The 18650-nt window shown below is 69.5% G+C and carries 29 protein-coding genes and 1 tRNA gene; 25 read left to right on the top strand and 5 right to left on the bottom strand.

Annotation, left to right across the window (positions count from 1 at the left end; all coding sequences use genetic code 11):
• Positions 1–52: 52 nt before the first annotated feature.
• The 3 genes from K6T36_RS14590 to K6T36_RS14580 all read right to left on the bottom strand — a co-directional run bounded on the left by K6T36_RS14590 (position 53) and on the right by K6T36_RS14580 (position 4235).
• Positions 53–1054, bottom strand: a complete 1002-nt coding sequence (locus K6T36_RS14590; RefSeq protein ID WP_222921915.1) for an arsenic resistance protein — start codon at positions 1052–1054, stop codon at positions 53–55.
• Positions 1055–1114: 60 nt separating this feature from the next.
• Positions 1115–3826: a heavy metal translocating P-type ATPase gene (locus K6T36_RS14585; protein ID WP_222921914.1), complete on the bottom strand. Its 2712-nt coding sequence runs from the start codon at positions 3824–3826 to the stop codon at positions 1115–1117.
• Between the two features lie 94 nt (positions 3827–3920).
• Positions 3921–4235 carry an MTH1187 family thiamine-binding protein gene (locus K6T36_RS14580; RefSeq protein ID WP_222921913.1) on the bottom strand — a complete coding sequence of 105 codons (315 nt, stop codon included), beginning with the start codon at positions 4233–4235 and terminating at the stop codon, positions 3921–3923.
• A 131-nt stretch (positions 4236–4366) separates the two neighbouring features.
• Between K6T36_RS14580 and K6T36_RS14575 the strand changes: the two genes are divergently transcribed.
• Positions 4367–4666 carry a hypothetical protein gene (locus tag K6T36_RS14575; protein ID WP_222921912.1) on the top strand — a complete coding sequence of 100 codons (300 nt, stop codon included), beginning with the start codon at positions 4367–4369 and terminating at the stop codon, positions 4664–4666.
• Between the two features lie 4 nt (positions 4667–4670).
• Here the strand turns inward: K6T36_RS14575 and K6T36_RS14570 are convergent, their stop codons facing one another.
• Entirely contained in the window at positions 4671–5072 is a 402-nt protein-coding gene (locus tag K6T36_RS14570; RefSeq protein ID WP_222921911.1) for a CBS domain-containing protein, read from the bottom strand.
• A 262-nt stretch (positions 5073–5334) separates the two neighbouring features.
• A tRNA-Gly gene (locus K6T36_RS14565) sits at positions 5335–5405 on the bottom strand.
• Between the two features lie 271 nt (positions 5406–5676).
• Between K6T36_RS14565 and K6T36_RS14560 the strand changes: the two genes are divergently transcribed.
• Genes K6T36_RS14560 through K6T36_RS14445 form a run of 24 tightly spaced genes read left to right on the top strand, consistent with a single transcriptional unit; the run spans position 5677 to position 18560 of the window.
• A complete protein-coding gene (locus K6T36_RS14560) occupies positions 5677–6510 on the top strand; it encodes an RNA methyltransferase (RefSeq protein ID WP_222921910.1) in 834 nt (277 codons plus the stop codon).
• Positions 6511–6520: 10 nt separating this feature from the next.
• A complete protein-coding gene (locus K6T36_RS14555) occupies positions 6521–7537 on the top strand; it encodes a 50S ribosomal protein L3 (protein WP_222921909.1) in 1017 nt (338 codons plus the stop codon).
• Complete coding sequence (gene rpl4p / locus K6T36_RS14550) at positions 7537–8283, top strand: 50S ribosomal protein L4 (protein WP_222921908.1); 747 nt, start codon at positions 7537–7539, stop codon at positions 8281–8283. The genes K6T36_RS14555 and rpl4p overlap by 1 nt, the downstream gene beginning before the upstream one ends.
• Positions 8280–8534, top strand: coding sequence for a 50S ribosomal protein L23 (locus tag K6T36_RS14545; protein ID WP_222921907.1), 255 nt, complete (start codon positions 8280–8282; stop codon positions 8532–8534). The genes rpl4p and K6T36_RS14545 overlap by 4 nt, the downstream gene beginning before the upstream one ends.
• A gap of 2 nt (positions 8535–8536) precedes the next feature.
• On the top strand, positions 8537–9265 hold the full coding sequence (locus K6T36_RS14540) for a 50S ribosomal protein L2 (protein ID WP_222921906.1): 729 nt from the start codon (positions 8537–8539) through the stop codon (positions 9263–9265).
• A 3-nt stretch (positions 9266–9268) separates the two neighbouring features.
• Complete coding sequence (locus K6T36_RS14535) at positions 9269–9691, top strand: 30S ribosomal protein S19 (RefSeq protein ID WP_222921905.1); 423 nt, start codon at positions 9269–9271, stop codon at positions 9689–9691.
• A gap of 2 nt (positions 9692–9693) precedes the next feature.
• Positions 9694–10152: a 50S ribosomal protein L22 gene (locus K6T36_RS14530; protein WP_222921904.1), complete on the top strand. Its 459-nt coding sequence runs from the start codon at positions 9694–9696 to the stop codon at positions 10150–10152.
• A 1-nt stretch (position 10153) separates the two neighbouring features.
• Positions 10154–11095, top strand: coding sequence for a 30S ribosomal protein S3 (locus K6T36_RS14525; RefSeq protein WP_222921903.1), 942 nt, complete (start codon positions 10154–10156; stop codon positions 11093–11095).
• Positions 11096–11098: 3 nt separating this feature from the next.
• Positions 11099–11317 (top strand): 50S ribosomal protein L29, encoded by a 219-nt coding sequence (gene rpmC, locus K6T36_RS14520; RefSeq protein WP_222607287.1) that lies wholly within the window; start codon positions 11099–11101, stop codon positions 11315–11317.
• Between the two features lies 1 nt (position 11318).
• A complete protein-coding gene (locus tag K6T36_RS14515) occupies positions 11319–11780 on the top strand; it encodes a ribonuclease P protein subunit (protein ID WP_222921902.1) in 462 nt (153 codons plus the stop codon).
• Complete coding sequence (locus K6T36_RS14510; RefSeq protein WP_222607285.1) at positions 11780–12112, top strand: 30S ribosomal protein S17; 333 nt, start codon at positions 11780–11782, stop codon at positions 12110–12112. Before K6T36_RS14515 ends, K6T36_RS14510 begins: the two co-directional genes overlap by 1 nt.
• A complete protein-coding gene (locus K6T36_RS14505; protein WP_222607284.1) occupies positions 12112–12510 on the top strand; it encodes a 50S ribosomal protein L14 in 399 nt (132 codons plus the stop codon). The genes K6T36_RS14510 and K6T36_RS14505 overlap by 1 nt, the downstream gene beginning before the upstream one ends.
• Positions 12507–12869 carry a 50S ribosomal protein L24 gene (gene rplX / locus K6T36_RS14500; RefSeq protein ID WP_222921901.1) on the top strand — a complete coding sequence of 121 codons (363 nt, stop codon included), beginning with the start codon at positions 12507–12509 and terminating at the stop codon, positions 12867–12869. The genes K6T36_RS14505 and rplX overlap by 4 nt, the downstream gene beginning before the upstream one ends.
• A 1-nt stretch (position 12870) precedes the next feature.
• Positions 12871–13578, top strand: coding sequence for a 30S ribosomal protein S4e (locus K6T36_RS14495; protein ID WP_222921900.1), 708 nt, complete (start codon positions 12871–12873; stop codon positions 13576–13578).
• Positions 13575–14099 (top strand): 50S ribosomal protein L5, encoded by a 525-nt coding sequence (locus K6T36_RS14490; RefSeq protein WP_222607281.1) that lies wholly within the window; start codon positions 13575–13577, stop codon positions 14097–14099. Before K6T36_RS14495 ends, K6T36_RS14490 begins: the two co-directional genes overlap by 4 nt.
• Positions 14096–14287 (top strand): 30S ribosomal protein S14, encoded by a 192-nt coding sequence (locus tag K6T36_RS14485; protein ID WP_222921899.1) that lies wholly within the window; start codon positions 14096–14098, stop codon positions 14285–14287. Before K6T36_RS14490 ends, K6T36_RS14485 begins: the two co-directional genes overlap by 4 nt.
• Before the next feature lie 2 nt (positions 14288–14289).
• Positions 14290–14682 carry a 30S ribosomal protein S8 gene (locus K6T36_RS14480; RefSeq protein WP_222607279.1) on the top strand — a complete coding sequence of 131 codons (393 nt, stop codon included), beginning with the start codon at positions 14290–14292 and terminating at the stop codon, positions 14680–14682.
• A gap of 2 nt (positions 14683–14684) precedes the next feature.
• Positions 14685–15221, top strand: a complete 537-nt coding sequence (locus K6T36_RS14475) for a 50S ribosomal protein L6 (RefSeq protein ID WP_222921898.1) — start codon at positions 14685–14687, stop codon at positions 15219–15221.
• Positions 15222–15935 carry a 50S ribosomal protein L32e gene (locus tag K6T36_RS14470; protein WP_222921897.1) on the top strand — a complete coding sequence of 238 codons (714 nt, stop codon included), beginning with the start codon at positions 15222–15224 and terminating at the stop codon, positions 15933–15935.
• Positions 15932–16393: a 50S ribosomal protein L19e gene (locus K6T36_RS14465; protein WP_222607276.1), complete on the top strand. Its 462-nt coding sequence runs from the start codon at positions 15932–15934 to the stop codon at positions 16391–16393. The genes K6T36_RS14470 and K6T36_RS14465 overlap by 4 nt, the downstream gene beginning before the upstream one ends.
• Complete coding sequence (locus K6T36_RS14460) at positions 16393–16956, top strand: 50S ribosomal protein L18 (RefSeq protein ID WP_222607275.1); 564 nt, start codon at positions 16393–16395, stop codon at positions 16954–16956. Before K6T36_RS14465 ends, K6T36_RS14460 begins: the two co-directional genes overlap by 1 nt.
• On the top strand, positions 16949–17596 hold the full coding sequence (locus tag K6T36_RS14455) for a 30S ribosomal protein S5 (protein WP_222921896.1): 648 nt from the start codon (positions 16949–16951) through the stop codon (positions 17594–17596). Before K6T36_RS14460 ends, K6T36_RS14455 begins: the two co-directional genes overlap by 8 nt.
• Positions 17596–18054, top strand: coding sequence for a 50S ribosomal protein L30 (rpmD, locus tag K6T36_RS14450; RefSeq protein ID WP_222921895.1), 459 nt, complete (start codon positions 17596–17598; stop codon positions 18052–18054). Before K6T36_RS14455 ends, rpmD begins: the two co-directional genes overlap by 1 nt.
• Entirely contained in the window at positions 18054–18560 is a 507-nt protein-coding gene (locus tag K6T36_RS14445; RefSeq protein ID WP_222921894.1) for an uL15m family ribosomal protein, read from the top strand. Before rpmD ends, K6T36_RS14445 begins: the two co-directional genes overlap by 1 nt.
• The last annotated feature ends 90 nt before the right edge of the window (positions 18561–18650 follow it).

Genomic DNA, 18650 nt, shown 5'->3' with positions numbered 1-18650 from the left:
TCGTGCGGCCCGGCTCGCCCGGTCGGATGCGCCGGGCTGGGGGGTCCGGGCGTCAGTCGCCGCCCTCGCCCGGGTGGGGTGCGCCCGCCGCAGCCGTGCTCGGCAGCACCCACCGCGGCACCGCGCGCGTGAGCGCGACCATCCAGGCCAACTCGACGAGCGTCTGCGTCACGACGACCGCGGGCGCCAGCGCGTAGCGGTCGGGCAGCGCCAGCGCCAGCGGGAGCACGACCAGCGAGTTCCGCGTGACGGCGGTGAACACGAGCGCGCGGCTCTCGCCGAGGTCGAGATCGAACGCCTCTGCGGCGACCCGACCGACCGCGACCATCACCACCGGGAACGCGACGTAGATCGGGACGACCGCCGCGACCTGATCGAGCGACGCGCGGACACGGGGGAGCTGCGAGGCGATCACGACGAACAGCGTCAGCGCCATCATCGGCACCGGGAGCGTGCCGAGCGCGGTTTCCGCGCGCCGCCCCGTCCCCCAGCCCTCGGCCCACGCCTCCGTCGCCCACGCGAGCGTCAGCGGCCCCGCGATCAGCGTCGCGAACGCCTCGAGGAACGGCTCCACCTCGACGACGGCCGCGGCGGCGGGGCCGGCGAACAGCCACAGGTAGACGGGCAGCAGCGCGAACTGGGCCAACAGCAACACCGGCGTCGTCGCGGTGAGCTGTTCGGCGTCGCCCCCGGCGATCCCGGTGAAGGCGATGACGTAGTCGATACACGGCGTCAACAGGACGAACAGCGCCCCCACGAGGATCACCGGGTCGCCCGCGATCGGCCGGGTGAGCACCCACGCGACGACCGGGACGGCGAGGAAGTTCGTCGCCAGCGCCGCCGCCACGAACCGGCCGTTCGTGAACGCACGGCGCAGCCGGACGAACGGGATCTCGAGGAACGTGACGTACAGTAACACCGCCAACACGGGGTCGATCGCCCGATCCAACCCCGTCGCCGCGTCCGGCCGTCCGACCGCGGCGGCGACCGCGAACGCGACGGCGACGGCGTACACCGCGATCTGGTTCCGGCGCAGCCACGCTGTGACGGTCACGAGTGTCTCGGGGGTGGACCCTGCGTCCGGAATACGTTCCGGTCGGGCGAGCGACCGGGTTCAGGCGTCCGCCGGCGAGGTCGGGTCCGCCGCCGGTTCCGGATCCGTCGGCGGTTCGGATCCGTCGGGCGTCTCCGGCCCGTCGATCGATCCCGGGTCCTCGGGCGAGACGCGCGCCAGCCGGCTCGCGTTCGCGGTGACGCCGACGGTCATGCCCGCGTCGCCGGCGAGCACCGCGAACCAGATGGGGACCAGTCCGAACGGGACCGCCGCCGCCAGCGCCGCCTTCGCCGCGAGGCTGGTCCAGACGTTCTGTCGGATGACCGCGTTCGCACGCTCGGCGAGCGTCCGGAGGTACGGCAGCGTCGAGAGGTCGTCCGCCAGCAGCGCCACGTCCGCGGTTTCGAGGGCGGTGTCGGTGCCGGCGGCGCCCATCGCGATGCCGACCGTGGCGGTCGCCAGCGCGGGGGCGTCGTTGACGCCGTCGCCGACCATCGCGACGCCGTCGTGTGCGGAGAGCAGCTCCTCGACGGCGGCGACCTTCTCGTCGGGCAGCAGCTCGGCGCGCACGTCGTCGACACCCACCTCGCGGCCGACCGCGCGGGCGGTGCGCTCGTTGTCGCCGGTGAGCATCACGGTGTGAACGCCCGCCTCGCGGAGGCGCTCGACGGTGCGGTGCGCCTCGGGGCGCACCTCGTCGGCGACGGCGATCACGCCCTCCAGATCCTCCTCGGTGCCGACGAGAACCACAGTTTTCCCCTCGGCCTGGAGTTCCGGAACCGTATCCGAGAGCAGGTCGAGGCAGTTGTTCCGCTCGCAGATGGCGCGGGAGGTGCGGGTGACGACGCCGCCGTCGGTGGCGGCGTGGACGTGCGAGAGGTCGAAGCCCAGATCCGAGAACAGCCCGGGCTTGCCCGCGTAGTGGGGCGTCCCGTCGAGCGTCGCGGTCACGCCCTTGCCGGTGACCGACTCGAAGTCGTCGACCGCGCGGTCGTCGACGCCGGCCGCCTCGGCGCGGTCGACGATGGCGTCGCCGATGGGATGCTCCGACCGGAGTTCGAGGCCGCGGGCACAGCGAAGCACGTCGTCCTCGCTGTTGTCGCCCAGCGGGATCACGTCGGTGACGGTGAGCTCGCCCTTCGTCAGGGTGCCCGTCTTGTCGAACGCGACCGCCTCCACGTCGCCCATCGCCTCCAGGTGGGTGCCGCCCTTGATCAACACGCCGTTGCGGGCGGCGGAAGTGATGCCGGAGACGACCGTGACGGGCGTCGAGATCACGAACGCGCACGGGCACGCGAGCACGAGCAGCGTGAGCCCGTAGAGGACGTAGGTGTCCCACGCCGCGCCGACGGCCAGCGGCGGGCCGAGCGCGACGACGAGCGCGAACGCGACGACGACGGGCGTGTAGTAGCTCGCGAAGCGCTCGACGAACTGCTCGCGCTCGGACCGCTCGCCCTGGGCGGCCTCCACCATGTCGACGACCTGCGAGAGGGTGTCCTCGCCCGCCTCGGTCGTGACCTCCACTTCGAGGTAGCCGCCCTCGACGATGGTACCCGCGAACACCTCGTCGCCGGGGGCCTTGTCGACGGGGACGGACTCGCCGGTGACGGGCGCCTGGTTCACCGCGCTGGCGCCGTCGGTGACGGTTCCGTCGCGGGGAACGCGTTCGCCCGGCCGGACGACGACGGTCTCGCCCACCTCGACCGCGTCGGCGGGGACGACCTCCTCGGTTCCGTTTCGGACGACGGTCGCCTCCGTCGGCGACAGCTCCATCAGCTCGCGCAGGGAGTCGCGCGCGCGGTCCATCGCCGCCCCCTCCAGCAGCTCGGAGACGGAGAACAGCGTCGTCAGCGTCGCCGCCTCGAAGTACAGCGGCTCGTCGAAGCCGATCCCTGCGGCGACGGCGCCGAGGATGGCGACGCTCATCAGCAGGTCGATGTCGAGGCTACGCCCGCGCAGCGAGTAGTAGCCGTTGCGGAAGACCGCGACGCCGCCGACGGCGACGGCCGCGAGGTACGCGAGGTCGCCGATGCGAACCGCGCGGCCGAGGAGGTCGACCGTCGGGCCGGCGCCAGCGGGCGCCAGGGGGTTCGCGAGCACGAGGCCGACGCCGGTGAACAGCGCCGCGAGGTACGTCGCGTACGCGCGACGGCTCCGCCAGACCGAACGCTCCCCCCCGTCGCCCCCGGCGCCGCCCCCGTCCATCGACGTGGAGACGACCTCGTAGCCGGCCGATTCGACCGCCGAGGTCAGCGCCGCGAGCGTCGTCGCCCCGGGGTCGAACCGGAGGAGCACCTTCCCCGTCGTCGGGTGAGTGTCGATGTCGCGAACGCCGTCCACGGCCTCCAGCGCGCCCGAGACCTTCCCGGCGCAGGAGGCGCAGTCCATCTCCGGCACCGACAGCGTCACCGACTCGAGGTCGTCCTCGACGGCGTAGCCGGCCGACTCGACGGCCGCGGCGACCGCGTCGCGGTCGGTCGAGCCGTCGGTCGCGACCGACAGCGTTCCGGTGGTCGGATACGGGTCCACCTCGGTGATCCCGTCGACATCGGAGACGCTCCGCTCGACTTTCGCCGCGCAGGAGGCGCAGTCCATGTCGGGGACAGAGAGGGAGAACTCGTCGCCGTCGCGGACCGCGGCGGGGGCGTCGTCGCCGTGAGCGCGGTCATGTGTGCGGTCGTGTGCGTTCTCGTCCGCCGTCCGGTCGTCGTCCGGCGGGATCGAACGGTCGCCGGGGCGGTCCGGGCCGCCGTCGGCGTCGTCGTGAGTCATCTTATCCCGGAGTAACGGCTCGTTAGTTATTAACCCAACTGCTAACACTCGGGCTTTGACTGCTCGTTTCTAGTAACTATATCCGACTGAGTTATTAATTCGGGTCGCTCCGGGCCGGGCGGCCGAGTTCGCGCTCGACGGCGTCGACCTTCTCGCGTGCGCGCCGGTCACGGGTCCGCTTGTCGTCGATCTTGAGGAACGTGGAGACGCGGTCGCCGTCGACGGCGTTGTGCGCGGCCGTCGCGGCGACCATCACTTCCTCGATCTCGTCGGCCTCGATCACGGTTCCCATGGGGTTCGTCTCGTAGTCCACGTCGAACTCGTCGAGCGCGTCCACGGCCTCGGCGACCTCGCCCGCCATGCTCCCCTCGACGACCGGCGCGACGCTCAACATCGCGATGACGGTCATACCGAACCGACGGCGGCGGGACGCAAATCGGTTTCCCCCTCGGCGTGCGGCGCGGGCGACGGCGCTGTCAGCGGGGTGAACCGCGACGGCAACGGGAAACACACAACACCGCCGCGGTCCTCCGGGAGTCCGTGTACGTGAGCCATCCGGTCAGGCGGCTGCGCGAGGACCCCGTTCCGGGCGAGTCGGCGACGCTCGTCGTCGAACTCGGCGACCGCGACGCCGACGGCTTTCGCGAGGCCGTCGCGGCGCTCGACGGCGAGGTGACCGGCGACCTCCAGTTCGACTCCTACCGGGTGGTCCTGCCCCAGGAGGCGGTCGACGACCTCTGCTCGCTCGACGGACTCGCGCTCGTCGAGACGGCCAACGCCGTCGGCTACGGCGGCGACGCCGGCGAGGACGTCGAGGACACGAGCGGGGACGCGGCGTAGCGATTCAGGCGGGGAGGTTCGAGACGTACGCCGTCAGGTCGGTCGTCGAGACGACGCCGACGACGCCGCTTTCGCCGTCCGTAACGGGCATGTGGTGGAAGCGGTGCTCCAGCATCGTCGCGGCCACGTCCGCCAGCGAGTCGCCGGGGTCGGCGGTGACCAGGTCCGTGCTCATGTACTCGGAGACCGGGGTCTGGTCCTTCGGCTGTCGCTCCGCGACGATCTGCACGAAGTCGGTGTTGGTGAGGATCCCGCGGAGGGTCCCGTCGTCGTCGACGACGATCACCGAGCCGATCCCGCGCTCCATCATCCCCTTCGCCGCGTCCTCGACCAGCGTGTCGGGCGTGACGGTGTAGAGGCTCTCGGACATCACCTGCGCGACGAAGACATCGTCTAGATCGTCCATCGGTACTCGGGGATGCGGCGGGGGTGGAATAAGCGTTGGCCCCGCGGGCGATCGCGTGGCACGCGATCGCGCGTTGACTCGCGAGGCTGCGCCTCGTTCGTCGAGTGGTCGCGACAGAACTGCACTGGCTGGGATTTGAACCACGCCCGGACGTGCTCGCTACGCTGCGCGCGTCCGGTCTACTTCAAATCCCATCGAGGAGAGACACGGCCGGCGGAACTCGCGAGGCGTCGCCTCGCGAGTTCGGTCGCCGGCAGAGAACTGCACTGGCTGGGATTTGAACCCAGGTTGTGACCATGGCAAGGTCACGTGATACCACTACACTACCAGTGCGTACCTGCATCCGGGCGCCGTCTGTGGCTTTCTCCCGGTGCGCATTCACCACTAACGGCAGGGTTGTATATAAATCCGTTCCTCCGACGGCGCCGTGCGGGAACGTATCGTGGGGTGCGATCGCACCCGTGTGACGGCGTCTGGTACGGGAGTGGTTCACACGTGAAACGCCCGCGGACGGGTGTGTGACGGCGTGACGGCGGGGGACGTGATTCAACACCCTTTTACGCCGCGGCTGAGGATCAACGGAGTACAGTCCGGTGCAGCGACAATGAACGGAACGACGCTCGACGTGCTCGTTCCGTCGTCGCTCGTCCGGGAGGCCGAGGACGGCCGCGAGGCCACGCGAAAACTCGGTTACGTCGCCCGCGCGGCGACGGTCTTCCGGGCGGACCGGTTGGTCGTCTTCCCGGACCGGGAAGGCGAACGCCGCAGAGGCGGCGAGTACGTCCGAACCGTGCTGGAGTACTGCGCGACCCCCTCCTACCTCCGTCGGGAGGTGTGGGGAAAACGCGAGGAACTCCGGCACGCCGGCGTGCTCCCGCCGATGCGGCCCGCTCGCTCCGGCCCCGACGGGTCGGAACTACGAGAGGGAATCGTGACCGAGGTCGGACCTGAAGGCCGCGTTCGGGTCAATTGCGGAACGCAACACCCGATCTCCCTACACGCGTCTCCCGGACGGGAGTACGTGGAGGGGGAGCGCGTCACCGTCAGGGTCTCTTCGAGAGAACCGGTCCGTGCCCGCCTCACCGACGACCCCGCACCGGGGTTTCGGGTGACGGGCGCGGCCTTGGAGGACGCCCTCGCCGACGCCGAACTCGCCGTCGCCACGTCGCGACACGGACGCGAACTGTCCGTGTCCGGCCTGGCCGACGTGCGTGCACGCATGCGCGACACACACGTCGCCGTCGCGTTCGGCTCGCCCGGCAGGGGGCTCCCGGCCATCCTCGGCATGGACACCGAGGATGTCCCGGTCGACCCCGACGCCACGGACGGCTCGGGGTTCGACCTCTGGCTGAACGCGATTCCGCGACAGGGCAGCGAGGTGGTGCGGACCGAAGAGGCGATCTTCGCCGCGCTCTCGCCGCTCACACTCACGGAGTAAGCCAAACACAATGCCACAACCAAGCAGACCACGCAAGGGTTCGCTGGGCTTCGGCCCGCGCAAGCGCGCGAGCAGCGAAGTCCCCCGCATCCGCTCGTGGCCCGAGGACGACGGCGCCGCCGCCGTCCAGGGCTTCGCGGGCTACAAGGCGGGCATGACCCACGTCGTCATGGTGAACGACGAATCCGACTCCCCGCGCGAGGGGATGGAGGAGTCCGTTCCCGTGACGGTCGTGGAGGTGCCCCCCATGCGGGCGGCCGCCCTGCGAGCCTACGAGGACACGCCGTACGGACAGAAGCCGGTCACCGAAGTGTGGGCCACCGAGTTCCACGAGGAGCTCGACCGCACGCTCGACCTGCCGGCGGAGAACACCTTCGAGGAGGACGCCGAGGAGCTGCGCGAACTGGTCGACGACGGCGTCGTCGACGACCTCCGGTTCATCACCCACACCGAGCCGGCCGCGCTCTCGAACGTCCCCAAGAAGAAGCCCGACGTGATGGAGACACGTGTCGGCGGCGGCTCCCTCGGGGAGCGCCTCGACTACGGGCTCGACCTGCTGGAGGACGGCGGCGAACACGAGTTCGGCGACGTCTTCCGCGCGGGCGAGTACACCGACGTCTCCGGCGTCACGAAGGGGAAGGGCACCCAGGGCCCCGTCAAGCGCTGGGGCGTCCAGAAGCGGAAGGGCAAGCACGCGCGACAGGGCTGGCGGCGCCGGATCGGTAACCTCGGCCCGTGGAACCCCTCGCGCGTTCGCTCGACCGTCCCCCAGCAGGGACAGACCGGCTACCACCAGCGCACGGAGCTCAACAAGCGGCTCATCGACTTCGGCGAGGGCGACGACGCCTCCGTCGAGGGCGGCTTCAAGGGCTACGGCGAGGTGGACGGCCACTACGCGCTCGTGAAGGGCTCGCTGCCGGGTCCCTCCAAGCGCCTCCTGCGGTTCCGCCCGGCCATCCGGCCGAACGACCAGCCGCGCCTCGATCCCGAGGTGCGCTACGTCTCCACCGCATCGAACCAAGGATAATGAAGGCAACAGTACGAGACCTGAACGGCGACGAGGCGGGCGAGGTCGACCTCCCCGACGTCTTCGAGACGGAGTTCCGCTCGGATCTGATCCGGCGGTCCGTCGTCGCCGCGCAGGCAAACCGGAAACAGGCGTACGGCGCCGACGAGTTCGCCGGCCTCCGCACACCCGCGGAGTCGTTCGGCTCCGGCCGCGGCATGGCCCACGTGCCCCGACAGAACGGGCAGGGTCGCCGCGTCCCGCAGACCGTCAAGGGTCGCAAGGCCCACCCGCCGAAGGCCGAGAAGGACCAGACCAAGAAGGTGAACGACAAGGAGCGCAAGCTCGCGACGCGGTCGGCCATCGCGGCCACCGCCGACGCCGAGCTGGTCGCCGAGCGCGGCCACGCCTTCGACGAGGACACCGAGCTCCCGCTCGTCGTCTCCGACGAGTTCGAGGACCTCGTGAAGACGAAGGAGGTCGTCTCCTTCCTCGAGGCCGTCGGAATCGCCGACGACATCGAGCGCGCCGACGAGGGGCGCTCGATCCGCGCCGGCCGCGGCACGACCCGCGGGCGCAAGACTCAGGAGCCGAAGTCGGTCCTGTTCGTCACCGGCGAGGAGCCGTCGAAGGCGGCGCGCAATCTCGCCGGCGCCGACGTGGCGACCGGCCGCGAGGTGAGCGTCGAGGACCTGGCGCCCGGCACGCACGCCGGTCGCCTGACGGTCTTCACCGAGAGCGCGCTGGAGGAGGTGGCCGAGCGATGAGTTCCGTCATCCACCACCCGCTCGTCACCGAGAAGGCGATGGACGAGATGGACTTCCAGAACAAGCTCCAGTTCATCGTCGACGTGGACGCCGCCAAGCCCGAGATCGCCGACGCCGTCGCCGCGCAGTTCGACGTCGGCGTCGAGTCGGTCCGGACGCAGGTGACCCCGCAGGGGACGAAGAAGGCGACCGTCGAACTCGACGAGGACAGCGACGCGCAGGAAGTCGCCTCCCGCATCGGGGTGTTCTGATAATGGGACGCAGAATTCAAGGACAACGACGCGGTCGCGGCGGCTCGACGTTCCGAGCCCCGTCGCACCGGTACAAATCGGACAAACAGCACAAGAAGATCGCGGAGGACGAGGCGGACACCGTCCACGGCGAGGTCGTCGGCATCGAGCACGACCCCGCCCGCTCGGCCCCGCTCGCGGACGTCGAGTTCGAGGACGGCGACCGCCGCCTCGTGCTCGCCCCCGAGGGCATCACGGTCGGCGAGACGCTGTCGGTCGGCGTCTCCGCGGAGATCAAGCCCGGCAACACGCTCCCCATCGCGGAGATCCCCGAGGGGGTTCCGGTGTGCAACGTCGAGTCCAAGCCCGGCGACGGCGGTAAGTTCGCCCGCGCCTCAGGCGTCAACGCGACGCTGCTCACCCACGACCGCGACGTCGCGGTCGTCCAGCTCCCCTCCGGGGAGGTCAAGCGGCTCAACCCCGACTGTCGCGCGACCATCGGCGTGGTCGCGGGCGGCGGTCGCACGGAGAAGCCGTTCGTGAAGGCCGGAAAGAAGTACCACAAGATGCGGAGTCGCGGGACGAAGTACCCGCGCGTCCGTGGCGTCGCGATGAACGCCGTCGACCACCCGTTCGGTGGCGGCGGCCGCCAGCACCCCGGACAGCCGAAGTCCGTTTCGCGGAACGCCCCGCCGGGACGGAAGGTCGGCGACATCGCCTCCAAGCGGACTGGCCGCGGAGGGGACAACTAAACCATGAGTTCGGAATACCGCACCGGTCGCGAGGGTGAGTTCACCTACCGCGGCCACACGCTCGACGAGCTGCAGGCAATGGAGCTCGACGAGGTCAAAGCACTGCTTCCCGCCCGCGCGCGGCGAACCATCGACCGAGGACTCGGGATCCAGCAGCGGAAGCTGCTGGAGAGCGCCGAGGACGCCACGGAAGAGGAGACGGCGAACGACCCGATCCGGACGCACGTCCGGGACATGCCGATCCTGCCGTCGTTCGTCGGCCTCACGTTCGAGGTGTACGACGGAAGTCACTTCGAGCGCGTCAAGGTGGAGCCCGAGATGATCGGGCACTACCTGGGCGAGTTCAACCTGACTCGCAACTCCGTGGAACACGGTCAGGCCGGCATCGGCGCGACCCGGTCCTCGAAGTTCGTGCCCCTCAAGTAACAATGGGAATCAGCTACAGCGTCGACGCCGACCCGGAGACCACCGCCAAGGGGATGCTCCGCGAGCGGCAGATCAGCTTCAAGCACAGCAAGGCCATCGCCCGCGAACTGAAGGGCGAGACGGTCGCCGACGCCGAGGAGTACCTGCATGCGGTCATCGACGGGGAGCGCTCCGTCCCGTTCCGCAAGCACAACTCCGGCGTCGGTCACCGTTCGGACATCGACGGCTGGGACGCCGGCCGCTCCCCCGAGAAGGCCTCCAAGGACTTCCTAAAGCTCCTTGAGAACGTCAAACACAACGCCGACGAGCAGGGGTTCGACGGCGAGTCGATGACGATCAAACACGTCGCCGCCCACAAGGTCGGCGAGCAGCAGGGCCGCAAGCCCCGAGCGATGGGTCGCGCGAGCGCCTGGAACACCCCGCAAGTGGACGTCGAAATGATCATCGAGGAGGACGAATAACATGGCGGACGAGCACCAGTTCATCGAGGACGGGCTCCAGCGGAGCCAGATCAACGAGTTCTTCGAGGACGAGCTCGGTCGCGCCGGCTACGGCGGGATGGAGGTCGCGAAGACGCCCATGGGCACCCAGATCGTGCTCAAGGCCGAGAAGCCCGGCATGGTGATCGGCAAGGGCGGGAAGAACATCCGCAAGGTGACCACCGAGCTCGAGGAGCGCTTCGACATGGACGACCCGCAGATCGACGTGCAGGAGGTCGACGAACCCGACCTCAACGCGAAGATCGTCGCGGACCGTCTCGCGAACGCCCTCGAGCGCGGCTGGTACTTCCGCCGTGCGGGCCACACCACGATCGACCGGATCATGGACGCGGGCGCGCTGGGCGCCGAGATCGTCCTCTCCGGGAAGGTCACTGGCGCCCGCTCGCGCGTGGAGAAGTTCAACCGCGGCTACATCAAGCACAACGGCGAGCCCGCCGAGGACGTCGTCGACGAGGGTCAGGGCGTCGCGGTCATGAAGCTCGGCACCATCGGCGTCACCGTCAAGATCATCCCGCCGGGCGCGGAGCTGCCCGACGACTTCGAGATCGCCGACGACGCCGACGCGCCCGAGGTCGAGCAGGCCGCCGCGTCCGACGAGGGCGTCGAGGACCTGCTGGCCGACGTTGACGACGAGGAGGTCCCGGAGGCCGACGAGGCCGAGGGCGACTTCGAGGAGCCGGAGATCCCCGAGGGCGAACCCGAGGAGGTCATCGACGAGGAGGTCGTCGAGGAGGTCATCGAGGCCGACGAGACCGCCGACGGCGACGCGGCCGAGACGGCCGAGCCCGAGGAGGAGGAGCCCGAGCTCGACGACCTCGACGAGGACGTCGAGGCAGAGGCCGAGGACCTCGTCGCGGAGATGGAAGAGGACGAAGCGGACGCGGACGACGAGGGGGAGGAGTAACCGATGGCGATCCTTCACACCCAGGAGATCCGCGACATGACGCCCGCCGAGCGCGAGGCCGAGCTGGAGGAGCTCGAGACCGAACTCCTCAACGCGAAGGCCGTGCAGGCGGCCGGCGGCGCCCCGGAGAACCCGGGCCGCGTCGGCGAGCTGAAGCGCACGATCGCGCGGATCAAGACGATCCAGCGCGAGGAAGGCGACCTGGACGACACCGACGAATAACATGGCACTGACCCCCGAGACGCTCACGCGACACGAACTCCGCGGCCTCCCCGTCAGGGTGGTCGCCGCCGCCAGCGACGCCCACGTCGGGCTCGCCGGCGTCGTCGTGTCCGAAAGCATGCGCACCCTCACGGTGCGCACCGCTCGGGGGGACAAGCAGGTGCCGAAGGAGGGGACGACGTTCCGGTTCGTCCTCTCCGCGCAGGAATCGGGAGACGGCGTGGGCCGCCGTCACACCGAGCCCATAGATGAAGCCGCGGGGGACCGCAAGGCCCCCGGGTCCGCGTTCGAACTTCCGTCGCCCGACTTCCCCACACTGGCCGGGAAGCGCGGGCAGTACGATACTACCGGCGTCAGAACCGGTCAGTCGGACGGTTGCGAGGACGCGGTCTCCGTTACGGTGGATGGGGCCAGACTGCTCTCACGACCCGCCTTCCGCACGGAACGTGCGGGTGATCACTAATGGCAATCGGACTGAACGTAACAGAACCGGAGGAAGCCTGCTCCGACGAGAACTGCCCGTTCCACGGATCGCTTTCCGTGCGCGGACAGACGCTCGAGGGGACGGTCGCCTCCACATCGATGGACAAGACGGTCGTCGTCGAGCGCGAATACGACGTATTCGTGCCGAAGTACGACCGGTACATGAAACGACGAAGCCGCGTGCCGGCGCACCTGTCGCCCTGCCTCGACGTCGAGGAGGGGGACGAGGTCCGCATCGCCGAGACGCGGCCGCTGTCGAAGACGAAGAGTCACGTCGTGGTCGAGCAGCTCGACACGGACGGTGATGCCTGATGGAGGCCCTCAAGGCCGACGTCACGCAGGGCCTCGAGAAGGGCTCGCTGATCGCGTGCGCCGACAACACCGGCGCGCGTGAGCTGAAGGTCATCTCCGTCTCGGGCTACTCGGGCACGAAGAATCGCCACCCCAAAGCGGGCGTCGCCGACAAGGTCACCGTCTCGGTGACCAAGGGGACGCCGGAGATGCGGCGCCAGGTGCTGGAGGCCGTCATCGTCCGCCAGCGCAAATCCATCCGTCGACCGAACGGCACCCGCGTGAAGTTCGCGGACAACGCCGCCGTCGTTATCGACGACATGGAGGAGCCGCGCGGGACCGAGATCAAGGGTCCCATCGCGCGCGAGGTCGCCGAACGCTTCGGGAGCATCGCATCCACCGCGACTCAGATCGTATGAGCGAACAACCGCACAAACAGCGCACACGGACCCGAGACGCGCCGCTCCACGAGCGGCAGAAGTTCGTCCGCGCCACCCTCTCGGAGGAGCTCCGGGAGGAGTACGGCCAGCGGAACGTCCGCGTCAACGCGGGCGACACCGTCGAGGTCATGCGCGGCGACTTCGCGGGCGAGGAGGGTGAGGTGCTCGCCGTGGATCTCCGCGAGTCTGCGATCCACGTCGAGGACGTCACCGTCGAGAAGGCCGACGGGGAGGAGACCCCGCGCCCGCTCGACACCTCGAACGTGCGCGTCGTCGACCTGGACCTCGAGGACGACCGCCGGGAGGCGCGTCTGGAGTCCGACGAGGAGGCTGCATAACATGAGTAACCACCAGAAGCGACTGTCGGCCCCGAACTCGTGGCCGATCGAGCGGAAAGAGGAGACGTTCACCGTGAAGGCGGGCGCGGGCCCGCACGGCGAGTCCGGCGTGCCCCTGCTCATCGTCCTTCGGGACGTGCTCGGGTACGTCGACTCCCGGAAGGAGGCGCGCTACGCGCTCGATCACGGATCCGTGCTCGTCAACGGCAAGGCGGTGTCCGACGAGGCCCGTCCGGTCGGGATGTTCGACATCCTGGCCTTCGCCGAGCGCGAGGAGTACTACCGCGTGTTCCCCGGCGAGGGCGGTCGGCTCTCGCTGACGCCCATCGACGAGGAGGCCGCCTCCTCGCGCCTGGGGAAGGTCGCGGGCAAGACCCAGGTCGCCGGCGGCGACTTCCAGTACACGCTCCACGACGGGACGACCCTCGTGAGCGAGGACGGGAGCTACGCCGGCGGCGACTCGCTGGTCGTCGACAACGACACCAAGGAGGTCGTCGCGCACTTCCCCTACGAGGAGGGCGCGCTCGTCACCGCCGTCGCCGGCGCGCACGCCGGCGATATCGGCGAGATCGACGAGATCACCGTCACCGCCGGCTCCGGCGACAACGCGGTCTCGGTCAGTCAGGAGGACGGCGAGGACGACGGCTTCGAGACGGTCGAGGAGTACGTCGTCGTTATCGACGAGAACTTCGTGGGTGATGACGAATGAGCGAGGCTGACGCTGACTTCCACGAGATGCGCGAACCGCGCATCGAGAAGGTCGTCGTCCACATGGGCGTCGGTCAGGGCGGTCGCGAGCTCGCCAACGGCGAGGAGATCCTCGAGGAGATCACCGGACAGGAGACGGTTCGCACGACGGCCAAGCGCGCCATCGGCGAGTTCGACATCCGACCCGGCGACCCCATCGGGGCGAAGGTCACCCTGCGCGGCGAGGACGCCGACGAGTTCCTCGAGACCGCGCTGGAGCTGGCCGACCTCTCGGCCTCGCAGTTCGACGACACGGGCAACGTGAGCTTCGGCGTGGCCGAGCACACGGAGTTCCCGAGTCAGGAGTACGACCCGCAGATCGGCATCTACGGACTCGACGTCACCGTGACCATCACGCGACCCGGGTACCGCGTCTCCAAGCGGGACAAGGTCACCCGGTCGATCCCGACCGGTCACCGGATGGACGTCGACGACGCCGTCGCGTTCCTCGAACGCGAGTTCGACGTGGAGGTCACAGCATGAGCGACGCAGACACAGAAACGACCGGACCCGAGGAAACGGGCGAGCACGCCGCAAAGCGCACCGGCCAGGAGGCCGAGTGCCGGCGCTGCGAGCGCAAGCAGGGGCTCGTCGGCAAGTACGACATCAACCTCTGTCGCCAGTGTTTCCGCGAGGTCGCCCGCGACATGGGCTTCCGGAAGTACCGATAACAATGGCAGGTAACGACCCCCTCTCCGACGCTCTCGCAGGCCTCGACAACGCCGAGGACGTCGGTCATCTGGAATACACGGTCCAGCCCGCCTCGAACATCATCGGCTCCACGCTCGAGGTGCTGTACGACAACGGCTACGTCGACGGCTTCGAGTTCGTGGACGACGGCCGAGCGGGAACGTTCGAGGTCGAACTGAAAGGCGCCATCAACGAGTGCGGCGCCGTCAAGCCGCGCTACTCCGTGGCCGCGGACGGCTACGAGAAGTGGGAGAAGCGATTCCTCCCGGCGCGCGACTACGGCGCACTCATCGTGACCACGAGTCACGGCGTCATGAGCCACTACGAGGCCCGCGAGGAGGGCATCGGTGGCCAGGTGATCGCATACGTCTACTGACAATGACAGAACGAACAATCGAACTACCCGAGGACGTCTCCGCCGACCTCGACCACCTCGATCTCACGATCGAGGGGCCGAACGGCTCGGTGACGCGCCGCCTGTGGTACCCGGACGTGAGCGTCTCCGCGGAGGACGACGCCGTCGTCATCGCGTACCCGGACGACGCCGACCGCCAGACGAACGCGACCGTCGGTACCTTCGCGAGCCACGTGGACAACATGATCCACGGGGTCACGGAGGGATGGGAGTACGAGATGGAGGTCTTCTACGCCCACTTCCCGATGGACGTGGACGTGGAGGGCGACGAGGTCGTCATCACGAACTTCCTCGGGGAGACGGCACCCCGCCGCGCGTCGATCCGCGGCGACACCGACGTACAGATCGACGGCGAGGAGCTCGTCTTGACCGGCCCGTCCAAGGAGGACGTCGGACAGACGGCCGCCAGCATCGAACAGCTCACCCGCGTGACCGACAAGGACACGCGCATCTTCCAGGACGGCGTGTACATCACGCGCAAACCCACGGGTGATGTCTAAATGAGCGACGACGTGGATTCGCTCGAGGACATCTCCGGCGTCGGCCCGTCAAAGGCCGACGCGCTCCGCGAGGCCGGCTACGAGACCGTCGAGGACGTGAAGGCGGCCTCCCAGTCCGAGCTCGCGGACGTCGACGGCGTCGGGAACGCCCTCGCCGCCCGCATCAAGGCGGACGTGGGCGGGCTCGAGGTCGACGAGGAGGCCGACGCGGAGATCGAGGAGGACGAGTCCGAGGCCGAACCCGACGAGGAGGAGGCCGAGGAGGACGTCGAGACCGAGCTTCGCCCGCGCGGTCACGCGGACAAGACGCCCGAGCTCGACGACGAGCGCGCCCGCGCGCTCGCCAAGAAGCTCCGCGAGGGCAAGCCGCAGTTCAACCGGCAGGACTACCACAAGAAGAAGCGCGTCCCAACCTCGTGGCGCCGCCCGCGCGGCCAGCTGTCGAAGCAGCGCCGCGGCATCAAGGGCAAGGGCCCGAAGGTCGAGGCGGGCTTCCGCTCGCCGACGGCCGCCCGCGGCCTGCACCCGAGCGGCTTCGAGGAGGTCCGCGTGTTCAACACGGACGACCTCGAGGGCGTCGACCCGGCGACCCAGGCGGTTCGGATCGCCTCGTCGGTCGGCGGCCGCAAGCGCGAGGCGATCGAGGACGAGTGTGAGGACCGCGAGATCCGCGTCCTCAACCCGACCTACGTCGAAGTGGAGGTTGAAGAATGAGCGACCTGGCAGCACAGCGCCGGCTCGCCGCCGACGAACTCGACGTCGGCAAGAGCCGCGTGTGGCTCAACCCGGAGGCACAGGACGAGCTCGCGGACGCGATCACGCGTGAGGACATCCGCGAGCAGATCGAACAGGGCAACATCCGCGAGAAGGAGGCCAAGGGCAACTCCCGCGGCCGGGCCCGCGAGCGCGACGAGAAGCGCTCGTACGGCCACCGCACGGGCGCCGGCTCCCGCAAGGGGAAGGCCGGCGGCCGTCAGAGTCAGAAGGACGAGTGGATCTCGCGGATCCGCGCCCAGCGCGCACGCCTCAAGGAGCTCCGCGACGACGGGCCCCTCGACAGCTCGCAGTACCGCGAGCTGTACAACAAGGCCTCCGGCGGCGCCTTCGAGGACGTGCGACGACTCGACTCGTACATCGTGAACAACTACGACGTAACACTGGAGGACGACTGATGGCGACCGGACCACGCTACAAGGTACCGATGCGTCGCCGTCGCGAAGTCCGGACGGACTACCACCAGAGGTTGCGCCTGCTGAAATCCGGCAAGCCGCGCCTCGTCGCGCGCCTGTCGAACAAGCACGTCAGGGCGCAGCTGGTTTCCCCCGGGCCGAACGGCGACGAGACACACGCGGCCGCATCCAGCGAGGACCTCGCGGAGTACGGCTGGGAGGCCCCCACGGCCAATCTCCCCAGCGCGTACCTGACGGGCTATCTCGCGGGACTGCGGGCGGTCGAGGCGGGCCTCGAGGAGGCCGTCCTCGACATCGGCCTGAACACCGCCACGCCCGGAAACAAGGCGTTCGCGGTGCAGGAAGGAGCGATCGACGCCGGGCTCGAGATCCCCCACAACGAGAGCGTCCTCGCGGACTGGTCGCGCAACCGCGGCGAGCACATCGCCGCCTACGACGAGCAGCTCGACGAGCCGCTCTACAGCGGGGAGTTCGACGCGGCGGACCTGCCCGAACACTTCGACGAGGTTCGGGAGACCCTGACGGAGGAATTCGACAATGAGTAGAAACGGCGGATGGGAGCCGCGCACGCGGCTCGGCCGGAAGGTACAGGAGGGCGACATCACCTCGATGGAGCAGGCGCTCAACTCGGGGCTCCCGCTGAAGGAGCACCAGTTGGTCGACCAGCTCCTCCCGGACCTGGAGGACGAGGTGCTGGACATCAACATGGTCCAGCGCATGACCGACTCCGGTCGCCGGGTGAAGTTCCGCTGTGTCGTCGCCATCGGCAACGGCGACGGCTACCTCGGCTACGCCGAGGGCCGCGACGACCAGGTCGGCGGCGCGATCCAGAAGGCCATCGAGGTCGCCAAGCTGAACATGATCAAGGTCGACCGCGGCTCGGGCTCGTGGGAGGACTCCGCCGGCGGAGTCAACTCCCTGACCCGGACGGCCACCGGCAAGGCCGGCTCCGTCGAGGTCGAGATCAAGCCCGCCCCGCAGGGGCTCGGGCTCGCGGCGGCGCCGACCGTCCGCAACATCCTCGAGCTCGCGGGGGTCCAGGACGCCTGGACCTCCTCGAACGGGAACACGCGGACGACGGTCAACCTCGCGAAGGCGACGTTCAACGCCCTGCGAAACGCCTCGCAGGCGCGCACGCCCGACCGGGCGCGGCGCGTCCAGCGCGAAGCGGAGGGTGAGCGCTGATGCAGGCGGTCGTCCAACTGCGCGGCGAGATCGACATGTCCGCCGGGCAGCGCGACACCCTGAAGATGCTCAACATCCACGCGATCAACCACTGCGCGCTGGTGCCCGAGGAGGACACCTACGAGGGGATGATCGCGAAGGTGAACGACTTCGTCGCGTTCGGCGAGCCCGAGACCGAGACGGTCGCGATGCTCATCGAGCGGCGCGGCGAGCCCCTCGAGGGCGACGCCGACGTCGACGACGAGTGGGTCGCCGACAACACCGACTACGAGGACGTCGAGTCGCTTTCGGCGGCGCTGGTCGAGGAGGAGACGACGCTGCGCGAGCAGGGTCTCTCCCCGGTCCTCCGCCTGCACGCCCCGCGCGGCGGCCACGACGGCATCAAGCACGCCGTGAAGAACGGCGGCGCGCTCGGTCGTCACGACGACATCGACACCCTCCTGGAGGCGATGCGATAATGACGAACAAGAAGCGACGCCAGCGCGGCTCGCGCACGCACGGCGGCGGCTCCCACAAGAACCGGCGCGGCGCCGGTCACCGGGGCGGTCGCGGCGCGGCCGGCCGCAAGAAGCACGAACGGCAGCTGTACGGTCCGCTCGGCAAGTACGGCTTCAAGCGCCCGCAGGGCGTGCAGGACGAGGTCGTCGAGGTCTCCGTCCAGAAGCTGGACGAGGACGCCGCCCTCCTGGCGGCCGACGACCTCGCCGAGGAGGAGGGCGACGGCTACGCCCTCGACGCCCGCGACGTGGCCGAGGACGGTCACGAGGTCGACGTGGTGAAGGTGCTCGGCGGCGGGCAGGTCCGCGGGGAGCTGCACGTCACGGCCGACGCGTTCACCGCGGAGGCCCGCCGCCTCATCGAGGAGGCCGGCGGCTCCGCGGAGCTGACCGACCGCGCCGAGCAGGCGCAGGCCGACGCCGAGGCGTCCGAGGAGCAGTCCGACGCCGACAGCGACGACGAGTAATCGGCCCCGTCGACGAACGCCGCGGTCGGATTCCGCGGTTCGCCGCACACTTCTTCACACGACGCGTCCCGACGCCCCGAGCGACGGCTG

Origin of the sequence: Halobaculum roseum (genome assembly GCF_019880245.1) — an archaeon.
GTDB classification, from domain to species: Archaea; Halobacteriota; Halobacteria; order Halobacteriales; family Haloferacaceae; genus Halobaculum; species Halobaculum roseum.
Note: the sequence above shows the minus strand (reverse complement) of the source record. Positions and strands in the feature narration are given on the sequence as shown.

Bases quoted from the DNA above. Each gene is read 5' to 3' on its own strand.
- K6T36_RS14555 (WP_222921909.1), top strand. From the start codon at position 6,521: ATGCCACAACCAAGCAGACCACGCAAGGGTTCGCTGGGCTTCGGCCCG.
- K6T36_RS14585 (WP_222921914.1), bottom strand. From the start codon at position 3,826: ATGACTCACGACGACGCCGACGGCGGCCCGGACCGCCCCGGCGACCGT.
- rplX (WP_222921901.1), top strand. From the start codon at position 12,507: ATGAGCGAACAACCGCACAAACAGCGCACACGGACCCGAGACGCGCCG.
- K6T36_RS14475 (WP_222921898.1), top strand. From the start codon at position 14,685: ATGACAGAACGAACAATCGAACTACCCGAGGACGTCTCCGCCGACCTC.
- K6T36_RS14485 (WP_222921899.1), top strand. From the start codon at position 14,096: ATGAGCGACGCAGACACAGAAACGACCGGACCCGAGGAAACGGGCGAG.
- K6T36_RS14580 (WP_222921913.1), bottom strand. From the start codon at position 4,235: ATGACCGTCATCGCGATGTTGAGCGTCGCGCCGGTCGTCGAGGGGAGC.
- K6T36_RS14460 (WP_222607275.1), top strand. From the start codon at position 16,393: ATGGCGACCGGACCACGCTACAAGGTACCGATGCGTCGCCGTCGCGAA.
- K6T36_RS14505 (WP_222607284.1), top strand. From the start codon at position 12,112: ATGGAGGCCCTCAAGGCCGACGTCACGCAGGGCCTCGAGAAGGGCTCG.
- K6T36_RS14530 (WP_222921904.1), top strand. From the start codon at position 9,694: ATGGGAATCAGCTACAGCGTCGACGCCGACCCGGAGACCACCGCCAAG.
- rpmC (WP_222607287.1), top strand. From the start codon at position 11,099: ATGGCGATCCTTCACACCCAGGAGATCCGCGACATGACGCCCGCCGAG.
- K6T36_RS14515 (WP_222921902.1), top strand. From the start codon at position 11,319: ATGGCACTGACCCCCGAGACGCTCACGCGACACGAACTCCGCGGCCTC.
- K6T36_RS14455 (WP_222921896.1), top strand. From the start codon at position 16,949: ATGAGTAGAAACGGCGGATGGGAGCCGCGCACGCGGCTCGGCCGGAAG.
- K6T36_RS14480 (WP_222607279.1), top strand. From the start codon at position 14,290: ATGGCAGGTAACGACCCCCTCTCCGACGCTCTCGCAGGCCTCGACAAC.
- K6T36_RS14540 (WP_222921906.1), top strand. From the start codon at position 8,537: ATGGGACGCAGAATTCAAGGACAACGACGCGGTCGCGGCGGCTCGACG.
- K6T36_RS14560 (WP_222921910.1), top strand. From the start codon at position 5,677: ATGAACGGAACGACGCTCGACGTGCTCGTTCCGTCGTCGCTCGTCCGG.
- K6T36_RS14495 (WP_222921900.1), top strand. From the start codon at position 12,871: ATGAGTAACCACCAGAAGCGACTGTCGGCCCCGAACTCGTGGCCGATC.
- K6T36_RS14525 (WP_222921903.1), top strand. From the start codon at position 10,154: ATGGCGGACGAGCACCAGTTCATCGAGGACGGGCTCCAGCGGAGCCAG.
- K6T36_RS14545 (WP_222921907.1), top strand. From the start codon at position 8,280: ATGAGTTCCGTCATCCACCACCCGCTCGTCACCGAGAAGGCGATGGAC.
- K6T36_RS14535 (WP_222921905.1), top strand. From the start codon at position 9,269: ATGAGTTCGGAATACCGCACCGGTCGCGAGGGTGAGTTCACCTACCGC.
- rpl4p (WP_222921908.1), top strand. From the start codon at position 7,537: ATGAAGGCAACAGTACGAGACCTGAACGGCGACGAGGCGGGCGAGGTC.
- K6T36_RS14490 (WP_222607281.1), top strand. From the start codon at position 13,575: ATGAGCGAGGCTGACGCTGACTTCCACGAGATGCGCGAACCGCGCATC.
- K6T36_RS14470 (WP_222921897.1), top strand. From the start codon at position 15,222: ATGAGCGACGACGTGGATTCGCTCGAGGACATCTCCGGCGTCGGCCCG.
- K6T36_RS14570 (WP_222921911.1), bottom strand. From the start codon at position 5,072: ATGGACGATCTAGACGATGTCTTCGTCGCGCAGGTGATGTCCGAGAGC.
- K6T36_RS14445 (WP_222921894.1), top strand. From the start codon at position 18,054: ATGACGAACAAGAAGCGACGCCAGCGCGGCTCGCGCACGCACGGCGGC.
- rpmD (WP_222921895.1), top strand. From the start codon at position 17,596: ATGCAGGCGGTCGTCCAACTGCGCGGCGAGATCGACATGTCCGCCGGG.
- K6T36_RS14510 (WP_222607285.1), top strand. From the start codon at position 11,780: ATGGCAATCGGACTGAACGTAACAGAACCGGAGGAAGCCTGCTCCGAC.
- K6T36_RS14465 (WP_222607276.1), top strand. From the start codon at position 15,932: ATGAGCGACCTGGCAGCACAGCGCCGGCTCGCCGCCGACGAACTCGAC.